The organism is Acidovorax sp. NO-1 (genome assembly GCF_000238595.1).
Lineage (GTDB): Bacteria > Pseudomonadota > Gammaproteobacteria > Burkholderiales > Burkholderiaceae_C > Acidovorax.
In genome coordinates, this window is sequence record NZ_AGTS01000071.1 from 79,859 (window position 1) to 98,756 (window position 18,898).

Annotated in this window: 17 protein-coding genes and 1 pseudogene; 10 read left to right on the top strand and 8 right to left on the bottom strand. The window is 65.7% G+C overall.

Annotation, left to right across the window (positions count from 1 at the left end; genetic code table 11):
• The first annotated feature begins 15 nt into the window (after positions 1–15).
• From KYG_RS07710 to KYG_RS07730, 5 genes are all read left to right on the top strand, one after another.
• Positions 16–1,023 (top strand): D-2-hydroxyacid dehydrogenase family protein, encoded by a 1,008-nt coding sequence (locus KYG_RS07710; RefSeq protein ID WP_008904298.1) that lies wholly within the window; start codon positions 16–18, stop codon positions 1,021–1,023.
• Positions 1,024–1,090: 67 nt separating this feature from the next.
• Positions 1,091–2,296, top strand: coding sequence for an MFS transporter (locus tag KYG_RS07715; protein ID WP_237707223.1), 1,206 nt, complete (start codon positions 1,091–1,093; stop codon positions 2,294–2,296).
• Positions 2,297–2,394: 98 nt separating this feature from the next.
• Positions 2,395–4,452 carry a PAS domain-containing sensor histidine kinase gene (locus tag KYG_RS07720; protein ID WP_008904300.1) on the top strand — a complete coding sequence of 686 codons (2,058 nt, stop codon included), beginning with the start codon at positions 2,395–2,397 and terminating at the stop codon, positions 4,450–4,452.
• Between the two features lie 283 nt (positions 4,453–4,735).
• A complete protein-coding gene (locus KYG_RS07725) occupies positions 4,736–5,782 on the top strand; it encodes a methionine ABC transporter ATP-binding protein (RefSeq protein ID WP_008904301.1) in 1,047 nt (348 codons plus the stop codon).
• Between the two features lie 16 nt (positions 5,783–5,798).
• Positions 5,799–6,464: a methionine ABC transporter permease gene (locus KYG_RS07730; RefSeq protein WP_008904302.1), complete on the top strand. Its 666-nt coding sequence runs from the start codon at positions 5,799–5,801 to the stop codon at positions 6,462–6,464.
• A 71-nt stretch (positions 6,465–6,535) separates the two neighbouring features.
• Here KYG_RS07730 and KYG_RS07735 read toward each other — a convergent pair whose 3' ends face one another.
• Complete coding sequence (locus tag KYG_RS07735; RefSeq protein WP_008904303.1) at positions 6,536–7,294, bottom strand: N-acetyltransferase; 759 nt, start codon at positions 7,292–7,294, stop codon at positions 6,536–6,538.
• Positions 7,295–7,411: 117 nt separating this feature from the next.
• On the opposite strand from KYG_RS07735, the gene KYG_RS07740 reads away from it, so the two are divergent.
• The gene (locus KYG_RS07740) at positions 7,412–8,065 is read left to right on the top strand and encodes a DUF1566 domain-containing protein (RefSeq protein WP_237707224.1); all 654 of its coding nucleotides are present in this window, start codon (positions 7,412–7,414) and stop codon (positions 8,063–8,065) included.
• Between the two features lie 13 nt (positions 8,066–8,078).
• Here KYG_RS07740 and arsB read toward each other — a convergent pair whose 3' ends face one another.
• The 7 genes from arsB to KYG_RS07775 all read right to left on the bottom strand — a co-directional run bounded on the left by arsB (position 8,079) and on the right by KYG_RS07775 (position 13,480).
• Positions 8,079–9,095 (bottom strand): ACR3 family arsenite efflux transporter, encoded by a 1,017-nt coding sequence (arsB, locus tag KYG_RS07745; RefSeq protein WP_008904305.1) that lies wholly within the window; start codon positions 9,093–9,095, stop codon positions 8,079–8,081.
• 111 nt (positions 9,096–9,206) lie between these two features.
• Positions 9,207–9,707, bottom strand: coding sequence for an arsenate reductase ArsC (locus tag KYG_RS07750; protein ID WP_008904306.1), 501 nt, complete (start codon positions 9,705–9,707; stop codon positions 9,207–9,209).
• Positions 9,708–9,747: 40 nt separating this feature from the next.
• The gene (locus tag KYG_RS07755; RefSeq protein ID WP_008904307.1) at positions 9,748–10,080 is read right to left on the bottom strand and encodes a helix-turn-helix transcriptional regulator; all 333 of its coding nucleotides are present in this window, start codon (positions 10,078–10,080) and stop codon (positions 9,748–9,750) included.
• Positions 10,077–11,384, bottom strand: a complete 1,308-nt coding sequence (gene arsJ / locus KYG_RS07760; RefSeq protein ID WP_008904308.1) for an organoarsenical effux MFS transporter ArsJ — start codon at positions 11,382–11,384, stop codon at positions 10,077–10,079. The genes KYG_RS07755 and arsJ overlap by 4 nt, the downstream gene beginning before the upstream one ends.
• Positions 11,385–11,389: 5 nt before the next feature.
• The gene (locus tag KYG_RS07765) at positions 11,390–12,436 is read right to left on the bottom strand and encodes an ArsJ-associated glyceraldehyde-3-phosphate dehydrogenase (protein ID WP_008904309.1); all 1,047 of its coding nucleotides are present in this window, start codon (positions 12,434–12,436) and stop codon (positions 11,390–11,392) included.
• 176 nt (positions 12,437–12,612) lie between these two features.
• Positions 12,613–13,119, bottom strand: a complete 507-nt coding sequence (locus KYG_RS07770; protein ID WP_034693684.1) for an ArsI/CadI family heavy metal resistance metalloenzyme — start codon at positions 13,117–13,119, stop codon at positions 12,613–12,615.
• A gap of 34 nt (positions 13,120–13,153) precedes the next feature.
• Positions 13,154–13,480, bottom strand: coding sequence for a helix-turn-helix transcriptional regulator (locus tag KYG_RS07775; protein WP_008904311.1), 327 nt, complete (start codon positions 13,478–13,480; stop codon positions 13,154–13,156).
• A 312-nt stretch (positions 13,481–13,792) separates the two neighbouring features.
• On the opposite strand from KYG_RS07775, the gene KYG_RS07780 reads away from it, so the two are divergent.
• From KYG_RS07780 to KYG_RS07795, 4 genes and pseudogenes are all read left to right on the top strand, one after another.
• Entirely contained in the window at positions 13,793–14,881 is a 1,089-nt protein-coding gene (locus KYG_RS07780) for a DUF6817 domain-containing protein (RefSeq protein ID WP_008904312.1), read from the top strand.
• A 589-nt stretch (positions 14,882–15,470) separates the two neighbouring features.
• Positions 15,471–16,994: an IS21 family transposase gene (gene istA, locus KYG_RS07785; RefSeq protein ID WP_026437811.1), complete on the top strand. Its 1,524-nt coding sequence runs from the start codon at positions 15,471–15,473 to the stop codon at positions 16,992–16,994.
• Between the two features lie 78 nt (positions 16,995–17,072).
• Positions 17,073–17,876, top strand: a complete 804-nt coding sequence (gene istB / locus KYG_RS07790) for an IS21-like element helper ATPase IstB (protein ID WP_008904314.1) — start codon at positions 17,073–17,075, stop codon at positions 17,874–17,876.
• 150 nt (positions 17,877–18,026) lie between these two features.
• A pseudogene (locus KYG_RS07795) lies at positions 18,027–18,755 on the top strand (MetQ/NlpA family ABC transporter substrate-binding protein); the annotation flags it as partial.
• Positions 18,756–18,898 lie beyond the last annotated feature (143 nt).

Here is an 18,898-nt window from a genome sequence, read left to right on the forward strand (position 1 = left end):
AGGCACAATACCGCCATGAATATCGTGATTCTCGATGACTACCAGGATGCAGTGCGCAAGCTTCACTGCGCCTCCAGGCTCGATGCCTACACGGCCAAGGTGTACACCAACACGGTCAAGGGGCTGGGCCAGCTTTCAGTGCGTCTGAAGGACGCCGACATCATCGTGCTGGTGCGTGAACGCACCCACATCACCCGCCAGCTGGTAGAAAAGCTGCCCCGCCTGAAGCTCATTGCCCAGACCGGAAAAGTGGGAAGCCACATTGATGTGGCTGCCTGCACAGAGCGCGGCATCGCGGTGGCGGAAGGCGTTGGATCGCCCGTGGCGCCTGCCGAATTGACGTGGGCGCTGGTCATGGCGGCTATGCGCAGGCTGCCCCAGTACATCTCCAACCTCAAGCACGGCGCGTGGCAGCAGTCGGGCCTCAAGACGGCGTCCATGCCCCCCAATTTCGGTTTGGGCACGGTATTGCGTGGCAAGACACTGGGCATCTGGGGCTATGGCCGGATCGGCCAGCTGGTGGCCGGATACGGGCGCGCTTTTGGCATGAACGTGCGCGTGTGGGGGCGCGAAGCCTCGCGGGCGCAAGCGTTGACCGATGGTTTCCAGGCGGCCACCACCCGGGAAGAGTTTTTCTCGCAGTGCGACGTGATTTCGCTGCACCTGCGCCTGACCGAGGAAACGCGTGGCGTCGTGTCGCTGGAGGACCTCTCGTGCATGAAGCCCACCGCCTTGCTCGTCAATACGTCGCGGGCGGAGCTGATTGAGCCCGACGCCCTGATTGCGGCGCTCAACCGGGGTCGGCCGGGCATGGCGGCGGTTGACGTTTTCGAGAGCGAGCCCATTCTTCAGGGTCACGCCCTGCTGCGGCTGGAGAACTGCATCTGCACGCCGCACATCGGGTATGTGGAGCAAGACAGCTACGAGCTGTATTTCGGGGCCGCGTTTGACAACGTGGTGAATTTCATCAAGGGCACGCCGTCCAATATCGTCAACCCTGGCGCGCTGCAGGTGCGGCGATAGCCATCAGGGCGACACGGCGCGCAGCGCTGCGTCCGCTCCGTCACCCCCTGGCGCCCTGGTGCCCGCCATGACCCCCGCTCATTCCATGATGCTGCGCCTCGTCGGCCTGGCTGCTTTTTGCAGCATGGCGTCGATGCGGGTGTGCGACCCGATGCTGGTGGAGCTGTCGCGGGAGTTCCAGGTCACCACGGGGGATGCCTCGGCTGTCATCGCGGCCTTTGCCGTAGCCTATGGCGTGCTGCAACTGGTGTATGGCCCCTTGGGCGATATGCTGGGCAAGGTGCGCGTCATCATTGCAGCCACCGCAGCCTGTGCCTTGTTCAGTGCGCTGACGGCACTGGCCCCCACGTTCACGGTGCTGGTGGTGTCACGCGCGGCCATGGGGGCGGCGGCTGCCGGGATCATTCCGCTGTCGATGGCCTGGATCGGTGACCAGGTGGCATATGAGCAGCGGCAGGAGACGCTGGCCCGCCTGATGGGCGCGACGGTGACGGGCATGATGGCGGGCCAGTGGTTCGGGGGCTTCGCCACCGAGACGCTGGGCTGGCGCACTGCGTTCGGGGTGCTGGCGGTGATGTTCTTTGCCGCCGCAGCGCTGCTGCTGCGCCATGCCCGAACGGGCGACACGCACCGCGACGGCCCCTCGCCCAGTACCGCCGCTGCCGCTGCGTTTTCCATGGCGGCCTACATGGCCAGCACTGCGGCGCTGCTGCGCATGCCGCGCGTGCGCTGGGTGCTCACGGTGGTGGCCCTGGAAGGGGCGCTGGCCTTTGGCACCCTGGCCTTTGTGCCGGCCCGCATGGTCGATGGCTTCGGGCTGTCGGCTTCGGCGGCGGGCGGCGTGATGGTGCTGTATGGCGTGGGTGGCCTGGTGTACAGCGTGTTTGCACGGCGCTGGCTGGCGCTGCTGGGCGAGCGGGGCCTGGCGCTGGCAGGGGCTTCGCAGATTGCGCTGGGTTTGCTGCTGCTCGCCTGGGCGCCCGACGTGGCGTGGGCGGTGCTCGGCAGTTTTCTGGCGGGGCTGGGCTTTTACATGCTGCACAACACGCTGCAGGTGCAGGCCACGCAGATGGCGCCGCAGGCACGGGGCACGGCAGTCACGCTGTTTGCAAGCCTGCTCTTTCTGGGGCAGTCCACGGGCGTACTGGTGGTGGCCTTCAGCGTGGACCGTGGCTGGCTGCCCCCGGTGTTTTCCGCGGCCGCGCTGGGCATGCTGGTGCTGGGCTACATGGTTTCGCGCCAGGTGCATGCGCGGGCCCCCGTGGCGGGCTGATCGGCCCGCATGCTGGCCGCGCCACGGCGTGGGGCGCCGCCCGGGGCCTTGCTGCCTGCGCCTGTAGACTCGGCGTTCACCTTGCGGGACCCACTGCCATGACCGACCCATCGCCCGCCGTGCTGGCGTTTCCCCATGTTCAAAGCGCCATGAGTGCAAGGGTGCGGGCCTTCGACTGGTCGAGCACCCCGCTGGGGCCCATTGCGCAGTGGCCCTTCGTGCTGAGGTTTGCGGTGGAGACCATGCTGTCCTCGCGTTTCCCGGCCTGTCTGGCGTGGGGGCCAGAGCGCACCCTGTTCTACAACGACGCCTACCTCCCGATCATGGGCAGCAAACCCGAAGGGCTGGGCCGCCCGATCTCCGAAGTGTGGAGCGAGGCATGGCCGTCCATCCAGCCTCTGGTGGACAAGGCTTTCGCTGGCGAGGCCACGTTCATTGAAGATTTTGAGCTGGAAATCAACCGCTTCGGCCAACCGGAAATCGCCTACTTCACCTTTTGCTACAGCCCCGTGCGTGACGACACTGGCGTGGTCGTGGGTATGCTGGACACGGTGGTCGAGACCACCAGCAAGTTCCACGCGCTGCGCCAGTGGCGGGACGTGGCGGCATCGCTGGAAGAGCAGGTGGCGCTGCGCACCGCCGACCGCAACCGGCTGTGGCAGTTGTCCGAAGATGTTTTGCTCGTGGCCCGGTTCGATGGCGCCATCACCGCAGTCAACCCCGCCTGGACGGCGACCCTGGGCTGGTCGGAGGAAGAGACGGTAGGCCATCCCCTGGCCGCGTTCGCCTGCGCCGACGACATGCACATGGTGGCCAGCGCCATGGCCCGGCTGGCCGGCGAGCCCGAACGCCGACAGATGGTGGCGCGCTACCGTCACCGCGACGGGGGCGAGCGATGGATCGCCTGGACGGCCGTGCCCAGCGAAGGCTTCATCCAGGCCGTGGGCCGTGACACCACCGAGGAACACCTGCGCGAGGAGGCCTTGCGCAACGCCGAAGAGCGCCTGCGCCAGAGCCAGAAGATGGAGGCTGTGGGCCAGCTCACCGGTGGCATCGCCCATGATTTCAACAACATGCTGCAGGGCATCGTGCTGCCGCTGCAGATCATCCGCCAGCGCATGGCCCAGGGGCGGCACGACGAAGTGGGGCGCTATATCGACTCGGGGCTTGCCGCGGCCAAGCGGGCGGCGGGGCTCACGCAGCGGCTGCTGGCGTTTTCGCGCAGGCAACCGCTGGACTCCAGACCGGTGGATCTCGGTGCATCGCTGCGCGGGCTGGAGTCCATGCTCAAGACCACCTGCGGCGAGAACATCGCCCTGCATCTGTCACTGCCACAAGCACTGTGGCCTGCCCTGACGGATGCCGGCCAGTTCGAGAGCGCTGTAGTCAACCTGGCCATCAACGCCCGCGATGCCATGCCCGGTGGTGGCGCGCTGCACATCAGCGCCGACAACGTGCAGGCTGACGCCGCACTGGTGGCGGCCATCCCCGGGCTGGACCCGGGTGACTATGTGCGCATCACTGTGCGCGACTCCGGCATCGGCATGACAGGCGACGTGATCGCGCGGGCGTTCGACCCGTTTTTCACCACCAAGCCGCTGGGGCAGGGCACTGGGCTCGGGCTGTCGATGATTTACGGCTTCATGCGCCAGTCGGGCGGCATTGCAGTCCTGGACAGCGCGGAGGGCAAGGGCACCGCGGTGGCGCTGTACTTCGTGCGGTCGCAGGTGCAGGAGGCCGAGCCCGCGCCTGCGCAGCCGATCACACCGCTCTCGGGTGCGCGCCGCCCCGATTCGATCCTGGTGGTGGAGGACGATGACACGGTGCGCGCGTTGACTGTCGAATTGCTGCGCGACATGGGGTTCCAGGTGATGGAGGCTGCCAATGGCAGTGCCGCGATGGCCCTGCTGTCGGGCGCCGTGCACTTTGACCTGCTGGTGTCCGACGTGGGCCTGCCCGGCCCCAACGGGCGCCAGGTGGCCGACTACGCGCGTGAGAAGTTTCCCGCCATCAAGATCATCCTGATGACCGGTTATGCCGAGCAGGCCGCCATGACCCCGCAGTTTCTGGGGGCGCAGATGGAACTGCTGGTGAAGCCTTTTGATGCGCAGGCGCTGGTGGCCAAGGTGCATGCAGCGATGGGGCAGGGGCGCTGACGCTCCCGTGGGCTGTACCTTTCGCCCGCGGGACGGGCGCAGCTTGATGACAGCATAAATACAAGCCAAATCGGCCTCCAGCGCTTGATGGAAAAGCGTTGGCAGCTATTGATTTGGAAGTTGTTTTGCGTAGCTATCACGTTTTAAATAACTTCGATGTCTAAACACCCGATTTTTTGATCGTTTGTGTTCTTATTAATCGCCGATACAGTCCGGCATCCCAATCCACAGACACTGCGCGCCGCAGCCAGGCTTCTGCCCTGGGCGGCGCTGTTGCATTTTCATGATCGACTTACGGGGTATCACCCAAACCTATCGGGGCGCACAAGGCCCGGTCGAGGCCCTGCGCGGCATCGACCTCAACATCCAGCCAGGCGAAGTGTTCGGCATCATCGGCAAGAGCGGCGCGGGCAAGAGCTCGCTGGTGCGGGTGATCAACCTACTCAACCGGCCCACCACGGGCCAGGTGATCGTGGGTGGGCAGGACCTGACCCAGCTGAACGACGCCCAACTGCGCGAGGCGCGCCGCGAGATCGGCATGGTCTTCCAGCACTTCAACCTGCTGTCGTCGCGCACCGTGTTTGACAACGCCGCGCTGCCGCTGGAGCTGGCGGGCATGGACAAGGCCGCCATCCGTGCGCGGGTGAACCCGCTGCTGGAGCTGGTGGGCCTGTCTGCCCTGGCCGACCGCTATCCGGCGCAGATCAGCGGTGGGCAAAAGCAGCGTGTGGGCATTGCGCGTGCGCTGGCCAGCCGCCCCAAGGTGCTGCTGAGCGACGAGGCCACCTCGGCGCTGGACCCGGAGACCACGCGCTCCATCCTCGACCTGCTGCGCCAGGTCAACCGCGAGCTGGGGTTGACGGTGGTGCTCATCACGCACCAGATGCAGGTCATCAAGCAGGTGGCCGACCGCGTGGCCGTGATTGAAGCGGGCCGCATCGTGGAGCAGGGCCGTGTGCTGGACGTGTTCACCCGCCCGCAGCAGGCCATCACCAAAAGCCTGATCGACGAGATCCTGCCGCAGGAGCTGCCCGCCAGCGTGCTCGGCCATGTGCGCAAGCTCGCAGGCCAACTGAGCACAGGCCGCACCGGCCAGCTGCTGCGCCTGTCGTACGCGGGTGACAGCGCCTACCAGCCCATCCTGTCGCAGCTGATCCGCGAGTTTGGTGTGGACATGAGCATCCTGCACGGCCAGGTGGACGAGATCCAGGACGAAACCTTTGGCTCGCTGGCGGTGTATGCCAGTGGCGAGGCCCAGAGCGTGCGGGGCGCCGTGGCGCACCTGCGTGCCGGGGGTGTCGAGGTGCAAGAAGTGGCCGTGGCAGGCTGAAAGGGAGACTTCAATCATGTTGGACAACTTCACGCCAGCCATGCTGGATCTGTTTGCCTCGTCGCTGTGGGAAACGCTGGTCATGGTTGGCATTTCGGGCATCGTGGGTGGCCTCATCGGCGTGCCGCTGGGCGTCTTTTTGCGGCTCACCGATCACGGCGGGGTGCTGGAAAACGGCCCCCTCAACAAGCTGGTGGGCTGGCTGGTGAATGCCGTGCGCTCCACGCCTTTCATCATCCTGCTGGTGGCCATCATCCCGCTCACGCGCTTCATCACGGGCTCGTCCATCGGCACGGCCGCTGCCGTGGTGCCCCTGACGATTGCCGCCGCCCCGTTTGTGGCGCGGCTGGTTGAATCGGCATTGCGCGAGGTGGACCAAGGCCTGATCGAAGCCGCCCAGGCCATGGGCGCCACCACCGGCCAGATCGTGTGGAAGGTGCTGCTGCCCGAGGCGCTGCCCAGCATCGTGGCGGGGCTGACCATCACGTTCGTGAGCCTGACCGGCTACTCGGCCATGGCCGGTGCCATTGGCGGCGGCGGCCTGGGCGACCTGGGCATCCGCTACGGCTACCAGCGTTTTCTGCCAGAAATCATGCTGGCCGTGGTGCTGGTGCTGATCTTCTTTGTGCAGGCCGTGCAGAGCCTGGGCGACTGGGCGGTGCGCAGGCTGAGCCACCGGTGAATGGCACTCCGTTTGCTATTGTTTTGATAGCTTGTGGCGCATGCTGGATAAGAGCTGGAGGCCGATTTTAATCACATTGGCACCCGGTAGTGGTAGCCGTACGCCTCCTTGAATCCCAGCCCCTCGTACAGCCGCAGCGCCGGCGCATTTTGCGTGCGCACCTGCAGGTAGGCCGATGTGGCGCCTGCCTGGGCGGCCCAGTGCAGCAGGGCCTGCACCAGGGCCTGGCCGCGGCCACAGCCACGGTGCTCGGGCGCCACCGCCAGGTCATACAGGCCCACAGCGCCGCGTTCCAGCACGGCCAGCCCAAAGCCTACGGCCAGGCCCTGTGCGTGCAGCAGCGCAAACGCGGTGGGGTGGGCAATGGCGTCCAGCATGCTGCGGTGCAGCGCCCGGTGGTGGGGCGCCACGCCATTGGCGGCCGCAAAGCCGTTCAGCCACGCATCGGGGGGCGTGGTGGTCACCACCACGCTGTCGTCGGGCCTGCCCAGTTGCGCAAGGGCCAGGGGGCGGTGCAGCACCAGCGAGGGGTCGAAGTGCCGGTACCCGGCGCCGGCCAGTTCCTCGTCAGCCTCGGGCGGGGCCAGGGGCGACAGGCGAAACACGGTGGGCAGCCCGTGCCGCGCATACAGCGCCGCAGCTGCTTCGCGCACCCCGTCAAACGGCGCGCCGGGCACCAGCGCATTCACCGAGTTGGCGCGCTTGGTGTAACCCCCTGACATGCGCAGCAGCCACCCCCGGTGAAACACGTTCTGCCGCGCGGGCCAGGCGTTGAAGGCGCGCTCTTCCAGGGCGCGGACCAGCGAGATGGGTGCGGCGGGGGTGCTCATGCGGGGGTTATACCAACCGCCGCAGGGCCCCGGGCTTGATCTGCCGTGGTGGCGCGTTGCGCTAGACGGGTTTAGGCTCTGGGGCTTGTTCCTGGCATGTTCTTTCTCCGCACCCCCATGGCCTCTGCATCCCTTTGTTCCGCTTCGCCCGCCCGCATGGCACTGTTGAAATACCGGCCCCGGCTTCGCCGGGCGCGTTCTCTGGCTGCGGTCGTGGGCGGCCTGTGGGTTTTGTCGGCGGTTGCCTCACCACAGCAGCAAGGCAGCGCCGACTGGCGTGTGTCGGACGATGGCGCCTACGTGATCGACGTGCGGGCACAACTGGCGTGGCCCCGCTGTGTGGAAGGCATGCAGTGGAACGGCACCACCTGCACCGGCAAACCCCTGTTGCTGGACCGTGCCGAAGCCACGGCGCTGGCCACCGCCCGCTGGCAGGCCGAGGGCGTGGCCTGGCGGTTGCCGCGCGCGGCAGAGCTGCAGCGGCTGGTGGGCAAGGCTGCCCACAACGCGGCGGGCGCAGACGCCCGGCTGTTCCCGGCGGCGCCTGACCTGTGGTACTGGTCATCCACCGCCAACGTCAGCGGCGTGCGCGGCAACCAGTACAACTACAACACCATTCGCCAGAGCCGTGAGGGTGACAGCGCCGGCCAGATGGCCCTGCTCAATGGCTGGGCCGTCAACATGGCCACCGGCGAGGCGCGGGGCGACGTGGCGCGCGCCAGCAAGCTGCCCGTGCGGCTGGTGCGCCCGCAGATGGAGCCCGCGCGGTAGGCGGGGCGCACCATCAGCCCTGGGTGCGGGGCCGCCATGCGTTCACGATGGCCACCAGCGACAGCATCACCGGCACCTCCACCAGCACGCCCACCACCGTGGCCAGCGCAGCGCCGGAGTTCAGGCCAAACAGCGATATCGCCACGGCCACCGCCAGCTCGAAGAAGTTGGACGTGCCGATCAGGCACGCGGGCCCGGCCACGTTGTGCGGCAGCTTGAGCCAGCGCGCGCCCACCCAGGTGATGAAGAAGATGCCGTAGCTCTGCAGGATGAGCGGGATGGCAATGAGCCCGATCACCAGGGGCTTGTCCACAATGGTGCCCGCCTGAAAGCCGAACAGCAGCACCACCGTGGCGATGAGCCCGACGATGGACCACGGTTTGAGCGCCGCAACGAACTGCGCCAGGGATTCGCGTGATCGCCCAAGCAGCAGGTGGCGGGTGGCCATGCCGGCCAGCAGGGGCAGCACCACGTAGAGCACGGTGGACAGCAGCAGCGTCTGCCACGGCACGGTGACGTTGGTCACGCCCAATAAAAACGCGGCTATGGGCGCAAACGCAAACACCATGATGATGTCGTTGACCGACACCTGCACCAGCGTGTAGTTGGCGTCGCCTTTGACGAGCTGGCTCCACACAAAAACCATGGCGGTGCAGGGCGCCACACCCAGCAGGATCATGCCCGCGATGTACTCGCTGGCCGATTGCGCATCCACCCAGGGCGCAAACAGGTACTGAAAGAACAACACACCCAGCGCCGCCATGGTGAAGGGCTTGATCAGCCAGTTGACCACCAGCGTCAGCATGAGCCCCTGGGGCTTCTTGCCCACGTCCCTGATGGCGGTCCAGTCGATCTGGATCATCATCGGGTAGATCATCACCCAGATGAACACCGCCACCACCAGGTTGACGTGCGCAACCTCCAGCGCGGCCACGGCCTGGAACAGACCCGGCGCCGCCAGGCCCAGGCCCACCCCGGCGCCTATGCCCAGGGCCACCCAGAGGCTCAGAAAACGTTCAAACAATCCCATGGTGAATCCTTGTTGTTGTGTGGTCGATGGGTGGGGCGGGTCTGAAAGGTCAGAAGGCCCGACAGCATGACGCAGCCAGGCCCCGGAGGTTGCGCGATCGCGCCGGGCCTGTCAGCCCTTTTCGGTACCGATGCGGCGCAGCTCACTTTGCAGCGACAACCTGTCGAGCTTGTCAAACGGCAGGCTCAGAAAGATGGTGATGCGGCGGTTGAGCGTGATGAAGGCTTCGCTGAAGGCGCGCTGCCTGTCTTCTTCGCTGCCCTGTACGGCGGCGGGGTCGGGCACCCCCCAGTGGGCAGACAAGGGCTGGCCGGGCCACACGGGGCAGACCTCACCGGCGGCGTTGTCGCACACCGTGAGCACAAAGTCCATGGCGGGTGCGCCCGGCCGGGCGAACTCGTCCCAGTGCTTGCTGCGCAGGCCGTCGGTGTGAAAGCGGTTGCGCTGCAGCAGTTCCACAGCATAGGGGTTCACCTGCCCGGCAGGCTGGCTGCCCGCGCTGTAGGCCCGGTAGCGCCCGGCGCCCAGCTGGTTCAGGATGGTCTCGGCCATGATGCTGCGCGCCGAGTTGGCCGTGCAGATGAAGAGAACATTGAAGACGCGATACGACATGGAAGGCCTCTTTTGAAATGGGTGGTCGGTGTTGGGCAGGTCAGCAGGCGGTGCACTGCACTGCTGTGGTTGGGTCGTCCAGGCAGGGCTCACCCTGGCAGCAGTTGGCGGTCAGAAAACCCAGCAGCTGGTTCATCGCGTCGATGCGGGGGCGGTAGACGAGGTTGCGGCCGTCGCGTTCTTGCGTGATCAGCCCGGCGTGTGTGAGCTCTTTGAGGTGAAACGACAGCGAGGTGGGCGATATGCAGAGCCCCTGCGCCATCTGGCCGGGTGTGGCGCCCTGCGGGCCTGCCACCACCAGCATGCGAAACGCCCGCAGGCGAGACTCCTGCGCCAGTGCGGCCAGGGCTTTGACGGCTTCCAGGTCGGTCATGCGGTGTCTCCTTGAAGTGAAGCCGGGGCTGCTGCAGGGCGCACCAGCGTGCAGGGTAGCGCCAGGGTCACCAGCCAGCAGATGATCAGCATCACCGCAGACCCGATCAGCGCGTAGAGCAGGCCCCCCCATTGGTACAGCAACCCTGAAAGCAGCGTGCCCATGAACCGGCCGGCCGCATTGGCCGCATAGTAAAAGCCCACGTCTTCGGCCGCTTTCTCGCTGCCCGCATAGGCCAGGATGAGGTACGAGTGCACCGACGAGTTGACGGCAAACGCAAAGCCGAACACCGTGAGCCCTGCCACCACCACCCATTGCAGGTGGGGCACTTGCAGGTAGACGACGATGGCCAGCGCCACCGGCACCATGGCCAGCGCGGCAGACCACCAGCGCGCGGCGGGCACCTCGGCGCTCAGGCCATCGGGGCTGCGCTTGACGATGTGGGGCGCCAGGGCCTGCACCAGGCCGTAGCCGATGGTCCACGCGGCCAGAAAGCCGCCCACCATGGTGAAAGTCCAGCCAGAGGCGTACAAAAACACCGGCACGCCCACCACAAACCACACATCCCGCGCGCCAAACAGCGCCACGCGCGCGGCTGCCAGCAGGTTGATGGCGGGGCTTTTGGCAAACAGCTCCCTGGCGGATCTGGAGGCCTTGGCCTTGCCCATGAGGGGCGGCACAAAGAGCACCACGCCCACCAGCACCAGCGCCAACAGCACTGCCATGGCCCACAGTGCGCCGCGAAAACCCAGCAGGTCCAGCAGCAGCCCGCCCAGGAAAAAGCCCACGCCCTTCATGGCGTTCTTGCTGCCCGTAAACCATGCCACCCATTTGAAGAGCTGGCCAGATCCCTGGTCCTTGGCCTGACTGGCGGTGATCTTGATGGCCGACTTGCTGGCCGTTTTGGTCAGGTCCTTGGCCACGCCGCAGATGCCCTGCGCCACTACCACCCACGCCACCGACATCGCGGCAGTCCACTCGGGGTTGAGCGCGGACAGCAGCGCAAAACCGATGATCTGCGTGGTCAGGCCCACGGCCAGCATGCGGGCAATGCCGTAGCGCGTGGCCAGCCAGCCACCGATCAGGTTGGCGGCAATGCCTGCGGCCTCGTACAGCAAGAACAGAAACGCCAGCGTGAACGACGAATAGCCCAGGCGGTAAAAGTGCAGCAACACCAGCATGCGCAGCGCGCCGTCGGTGAGCGTAAAGCCCCAGTACGCGGCCGTGACGATGGCGTAGTTGCGGGCGGCGGCGTTGCCTGCGGGCGCGGGGGCTTGCGGGCCGGGCGTCAAGGTGCTGGTCATGGTAGTCAGATGCCCACGTCCTGCATGTGGCAGGCCAGGTCCACCATGCGGCAGGCGTAGCCCATTTCGTTGTCGTACCAGGCGTACACCTTCAGCAGCGTGCCATCGGTGACCATGGTGGACAGCGCATCGACGATGGAGCTGCGCGTGTCGCCCGCGTAATCGGCGCTGACCAGGGGGCGCTCGTCATAGCCCAGGATGCCTGCCAGTGGGCCTTGCGCTGCCGCAGCTGCAAACAGGGCGTTTACGGCCTCGGCGGTGGTGGGTTGGCTCAGCTCGAAAACGCAGTCGGTGAGCGACGCGTTGAGCACCGGTGCCCGCACGGCGTGGCCGTTGAGCTTGCCCTTGAGTTCCGGGTAGATGAGTGCAATGGCCGTGGCGCTGCCCGTGGTGGTGGGGGCCAGGCTCATCATGGCGCTGCGGGCGCGGCGCAGGTCTTTGTGGGGTGCGTCCACCACCAGGTTGGTGTTGGTGGGGTTGTGGATGGTGGTGATCTGCCCGTGGCGGATGCCCAGGTTTTCATGCACCACCTTCACCACCGGCGCCAGGCAGTTGGTGGTGCACGATGCGGCCGTCACGATGTGGTCGCGGGCCGGGTTGTAGAGGTGGTGGTTGACGCCCACCACGATGTTGAGCACGTTCCCGGTCTTCACGGGCGCTGCCACGATCACACGCTTGGCGCCGCGGTCGAGGTGGCCTTGCAGGGTTTCGGGGGCGAGGAATTTGCCCGTGCATTCCAGTACAACGTCCACGCCCAGTTCGCCCCAGGGGATGTCGCCCGGGGTGGCGTAGCTGCTGAAGGACAGCTGTTGTTCGTCGATGCGGATGATGTCGTCGCCCGTTGTGCCAATGGCTGCGCGCCAGGGGCCTTGCACCGTGTCAAATGCCAGTAGATGGGCCGTGGCACCCGCACCGCCCTTGATTTCGTTCAGGTGCACCACCTGCAGACGGTTGTCGATCCGTGGGTCGCTGCCGGGGCGGTGGGCTGCGCCCAGGGCGGCGCGCAGCGCCAGGCGGCCAATGCGGCCCATGCCGTTGATGCCTACTTTCATTGGGGTGTTCCTGAGGGCTGAGGGATGAATTGATTCGATGATCGTTGAATTATTGATGTATTGCGTGACGGTTCGGTGACACAGCCGCACACCCTCGCCCCAAGGCCGATGCAGCACGGACCTGCAGGGAAGTGCAACCCTGGAGATCCGTGTCTCTGCAAGTTTTGCGGCGCCCGTCAGCAGCAGCGGGTGGAAGGGGTGGCCTCAGGGGCGCAGCATGCGGCCTTGTGAGCGGGGGTGGCTTCAATGTTGGTGGTAGCTGCGCCGGTAGCGCAGCAGGCGGCTGCCGCATCCTTGGGTGCTGCAGCCTCATTGAACAAGGGGATGTCTCCCAGCGTGTGAAAGTGCTCCCAGGCCACGCCTTCGGGGTCGGTCACCCAGTGTTTTTCGCTTCGCGCGTAGCAGCAGGTGGTGGCGCCTTCGTCCAGCAGAGCCATGTCGGCCGACTGGGCGCGGGCCCGGAGTTCGGCCAGTTCATCGGCGTCGTCCACCTGAAAGCCGAGGTGGTCGAGCCCGGTCTTTGCGCCCCGGGTGGAGATGGCGAAGTTCACGCGGGGGTCGTTCAGCATCCACTTGGCGTAATCGGTTTCGACGCGGGTGGGCGGGGCGGCGAACAGGCGGGAGTAGAACGCGATGCTCTGGCTGAGATCGCTCACGTGCATATGGACATGGAATCGCTTCATGGTGGCTTCTTCCTTTCGGTGGGGGGAGGGGTGTTCAGCAGCTGCAGGATGCGTCGTCGTCCGCCAGGCATGCGGTGGTGCCCTGGCAGCAGTTCTCGGTCAGGTAGGCCAGCAGACCGTTCATGGCGGGGTAGGCGGCGCGGTAGACCAGGTTGCGGCCCTGGCGCTCCTGGGTCACCAGATCGGCGTTGGCCAGTTCCTTGAGGTGAAAAGACAGGGTGTTGGAGGCAATGCCCAGTTGTTCGGACAGGGCCCCAGGTGTGAGGCCCGCCTCGCCTGCGACCACGAGGGCGCGGAAGACACGCAGGCGCAGTTCATGCGCCAGTGCGGCGAGGGCGCGGATGACATCGGTTTCATTCATGATTCGATATTACAACGAATGTAGAAATATTATCAATGGGCGCGCAGAAGCGGGTGGGAAGCGCCTGATGTTGGTGGCGCTCCCTGGTGACACGGCCCATGGGCCGAGATCCCACGTGACAGAAAATGCTACTAAAAGTATAGCTATCTGCGCAAGATGGTTATGTCCTGGAGTCGATTTTCATTCAGATTCTGGAATGCCGATACCACACCCGCAGCAGCGGAACGGGGCAAGCCACGATACTTGCACGCATGCGGGCCTCTGCACACGCTCCGGCCCGCGCACCCCATAGCAAAACCGGAGACGATTTTCATGAGCCTGCCCCTGCACCCCCTGGATACCGAACTGTTTGCCCGCGCACTGCCGCTGCTGGACGACGATTGGCTCGCCCGCGACGCTGAACTGGCCCCCGTGCTGCCCATGGTGCTGGCGCGCAATGTGGGCCAGGACTGGCACAAGGCGGGCACGTTCCGCCACCACCTGGTGGGCGTGACACGCACCCTGACGGTGTGGCAGCAACCGCGTGATGTGCGCCTGCTGGGCCTGCTGCACAGCGTGTACGGCAATGCCTTTGTGGACCTGGTGAAGTTCGACCCCGCCAAGGAACGCGCCCGGGTGCGCGAGATTGCGGGCGAGTCGGCCGAGCACCTGGTCTACCTGTTCTGCACCCAGTCGCGCACGCAGTTTGTGCAGAAGGTGCTGGCCCACGCGCTGGAGGCTGATGGCAGCCTGGTGCTGCAAAAGGATGGGCAGCACCACGTGCTCACGCCCTGCGAGGTGGCGGCCTTCATCATCGTGAGCATGGCTGACACCATCGAGCAGTGGTTCAGCTGGCAGGACGACATCTTCTCGCGTTTCCCCGAGGTGCAGCACCGCCACCAGAAGGCGCACTGGGCCGCATCGCTCTGGCCCGGGCCCATGCGGCCGTCGGGGCGCATGGTGCACCAGATCAACGGGCTGGCCAAGGCGCTGCAGCACCCGGGGCTGAAGGGGCTGCTGCCCATGCCGCCCGTGTTTGACAACTGCACGCAGCACCTGTCTGCCGCCAACGAGGCGGCGGCCACGTCGCTGTACTGGTCCGTCATCCAGCAGGACCAGCCCCTGGTGGACCTGGACGTGGCCACCGGCGTGCTGGAAAGCGCCGTGCGCCACAACCCCTGGGTGGGCGAGCCGCAGATGGTGCTGGCCCAGCTGTATCTGTCCGCTGGCCGCAAGGACGACGCCAAGGCCGCCGCCGAGAGCGCGCTGCACCTGTTCAGCGCCTGGGGCAATGCGTGGGACAAGCGCGTGCAGTGGGACGCCTGGGTGGCCTGGACGCGCATCCTGCTGCAGGGCGCGACGGTGGAGGGCACCTGGCCCGAGCGGCTGGACAAGCTCAACAACGTGGCGCTGCGGGGGTGACTTGGAACATCCCCCTGAGTGGCTGCGCCACTTCCCCCTTCTCTCGAATCGCTGCGCGATTCGGGAAGGGGGACGCAGCCCTCGCTGCGGGGCGGCCCTTGCTCGGCTGCCCTCGCCGGGCGCGCGCCAGTCTCATGAGCTGGGGGGTGAGGTGCACGGGTCTTGTCTTCTTATTCGAATGAGTTGTAATGAAATGAAAACTTAGTTGTTCCAGTTTTATCGGGAAAACCCTAGGATGCGAGCCATCTCTCAACGAAAGGGTTTCCCTGTGAACAACAACAAGCGCCTTCTCCTGCAATCCGCCCTGGCCCTGGCGGCTGCTGCCACTTTCTCGTCGGGGGCCATGGCTGGGTATTTCGGACCAACGTGACCGCTGGTTTCGGTATCGTGACCGAGGATTTCGGCCCATCGTGACCGACTCCGTTGTCGGTTCATCGTGACCGGCCGTTTCGGCAACGTGACCGATCATTTCGGTCATCGTGACCGCCGTTTCAGCCCACGTTTTTGTGGGATCTGAAGCCAGGCGGTGCTGCGTAGAGAACTCAACCCGGGCGTCCTAACCTCGACGGCTTTTGCCTTCAGGAGCCGGATGCCCAAACCTCGAATTTCTCTACGCATGATCAAAGACGTTATCCGCCTGAAGTGGCAGGCCGACCTCTCTCACGAGCAAGTCGCCGCCACCCTCAACATCTCCAAAGGGGCCGTGGCCAAGTACGTTGGCCTGGCCCATGCTGCTGGCCTGGATTGGGAGACTGTCCAGGATTGGAGCGAGCAGCGACTGACCTCCGCCCTGCTGCCCAAGGCCACCACCTCCCAGCCCTACATCACCCCCGACTGGGGCCGCATCCACCGCGAACTCGACCGCAAGGGCGTGACACTCATGCTGCTGTGGCAGGAGTACGTGGAGGCCCATCCCCATGGTCGTACCTGGCGCTACACCCAGTTCTGCGGTCACTACAAGGACTTCGCCCAAACCCTCAAGCGCTCGATGCGCCAGCACCGGCGCGCCGGCGAGAAGCTGTTCATCGACTTCGCTGGCTCCACGGTGCCCTTGCGCGATGGCGCCCGTGCCCAGGTCTTCGTCTCGGCCATGGCCGCCTCCAGTTGCGTCTTTGCCTGCGCCACGCCCGCGCAGCGCCTGGATGACTGGGTCGAGGGCATGGTGCGCGCTCTGCACTTCTACGGGGGTGTGCCGCAGCTCATCGTGCCTGACAACGCCCGTGCCGTGATCGCCTCGCCAGACCGTTACGAGCCACGTGCCAACGAGACGGTGCAGGACCTGGCCCGCTACTACGGCACCTCGGTGCTGCCTGCGCGCCCACGCACGCCGCGCGACAAGGCCACGGCTGAGAGCTCGGTTCAGGTCGTCACACGCTGGATCCTGGCCAGGCTGCGCCACCAGCGATTTGAGAGCGTCGCTCAGGTTGACGCGGCCATTGCGCAGCTGCTCCCCAGCCTGAACGAGCGGCCGTTTCAGAAGCTGGCGGGCAGTCGCGCCAGTGTGTTCGCCGAGCTGGACGCCCCAGCCCTGATGCCGCTGCCGCAGCAACCCTATGAACTCGCGCGCTTCAAGACCGTGAAGGTCCATATCGACTACCACGTCGAGATCGACGGTCATCGTTACAGCGCACCGCACCCGCTGGTCGGTCAGACGCTGGAGGCTCGCATGACCGGGCGCGGCATCGAGTTGCTCTTGCGCGGCCAGCGCGTGGCCGCCCACGCGCGCAGCGACAAGCGTGGGGGTTTCTCTACCGTGGAGGCACACATGCCCGCGGCCCACCGCGCCCACATGGAGTGGACGCCACAGCGCCTGATCGAATGGGGGCAGCGCATCGGTGTGGCCTGCGGTGAGTTGATCACCCGTTTGCTGCAGACCTACAAGCATCCCGAGCATGGCTACCGGTCTTGCCTGGGTTTGCTGAGCCTGTCCAAGAGGTACGGCCCGGTGCGACTGGAGGCCGCCTGCGAGCGGGCGTTGGCCCTGGGCACATTGCGCTACAGCCATGTGCGTGACTTGCTGGCCAACAACTGTGACCAGATCACGCCCCAGTCCGAGTCGGACTGGACCAGCCCGGCGCACGCCAATCTGCGCGGCCCGGGCTACTACCAGTGAGGTGGCGCCACCGCCGCCGCCGCCGCCACTGCCACCATTGTTTCTATCTCCAATCCACGGCTTCAGGACATCATCACCATGCTCAACAACACCACCATCGCCCAGCTGCGCTCACTCAAACTCGTGGGCTTCGCCGATGCCTTGCAACAGCAACACGAACAGGCCGACTGCCTGAATCTGTCCTTTGATGAGCGCCTGGCCTTGCTGGTCGAGCGCGAGGTCTACGCCCGCAGTGACCGCAAGCGAGCGCGTCTGCTGCAACAGGCGCAGCTCAAGTACCCCTCGGCCACCTTGGAGGACGCCAGCTTCGAGGGCATCCGGGGAATGGACCGTCCGGCCCTCATGGGCCTTGCGCTGTCCACCTGGATCGATCGCGGCGAGACGGTGACCCTGGCCGGTGCCACAGGCTTGGGCAAGACTTGGCTGGCGTGTGCGCTGGCCCAATACGCGTGCCGGCAAGGTCGCTCCGCGCTGTACTTGCGCGTGCCTCGACTGGCAGAAGAGCTGCGCATCTTGCATGGGGCCGGCAGCTTCCGACGCTGGCTACAGCAACTCGCCAAGATCGACGTGCTGGTGCTGGACGACTGGGGCATCGGACACCTGGACGCCGCCACGCGTGCCGATTTGCTGGAGGTCATCGATGACCGGGTGGGGCAGCGCGCCACCATCATCGCCCACCAATTGCCCATCGAGCATTGGCACGCCTGGCTGGGCGACCCCACCGTTGCCGACGCCATTCTGGACCGGTTGCTGCAGAGTTGCCGGCGCTTCAGCCTGGACGGCGAGTCGCGACGAACGGGCCGCACGGCGCGCACTGCAACCGTTTCAAAAACGACCATCAAGGACCCCCATGAAGACCTGACAGCCTCTCCAAAACCGTAAACTCAACCCCCTACGCAGCACCGCCAGCATCACGGCGGTCACGATCGCCGAAACGGGCGGTCACGTTACCGAAACGGCGCTGAGAACATCGCTCAGCCCACCGGTCACGATGCGCCGAAATGACCGGTCACATTCGCCGAAATACGCACCATGGCCCAGGACAAGCCCATCAAGGTGGGCGTGACGGGCGGCCCCCACGCGCAGATCTTCGAGCAGGTGAAGAAGGTGGCCGAGAAAGACGGCCTCAAGATCCAGGTCATCGAGTTCAGCGACTACGTGCAGCCCAACGCCGCGCTGGCCGCGGGCGACCTGGACGCCAACAGCTACCAGCACAAGCCCTACCTCGACGCACAGGTCAAAGACCGTGGCTACAAGCTGGTGTCGGTGGGCTACACCGTCAACTTCCCCATCGGCCTGTATTCGAAGAAGGTCAAGAAGCTCGAAGACCTGAAGGAAGGCGCCAAGTTCGGCATCCCCAACGACCCCACCAACGGCGGCCGCGTGCTGCTGGTGCTGCAAGACCAGGGCCTGATCAAGCTGCGCGACGGCGCGGGCCTGAAAGCCACGCCGCTCGATGTGGTGAGCAACCCCAAGAAACTCAAGTTTGTGGAGCTGGATGCCGCGCAGCTCCCGCGTTCGCTCGATGACCTGGACGCCTCGGCCATCAACACCAACTTCGCGCTGTCGGCGGGCCTGAACCCCGGCAAGGACGCGATTGCGCAGGAAAACGCCAAGGGGCCGTATGTCAACCTGATCGCCGTGCGCGAGGCCGACAAGGATAAGCCCTGGGTGGCCAAGCTGCTCAAGGCCTACCAGTCGGAAGAGGTGAAGAAGTTCATCCAGACCGAGTTCAAGGGCTCGGTGCTGCCGGGGTTCTGAGCCTACGGGCAGGCGCACCCGGCAAGGGCGCAAGCCTGAACAGTGCCGCCAATAAACGCAGTTTTAAACAAATCGGCCCCGGGCGCTTATGCAATAAGCGCCAATAGCTATTAATTTTATAGCGATGGGGCAGCGCAGTGCCC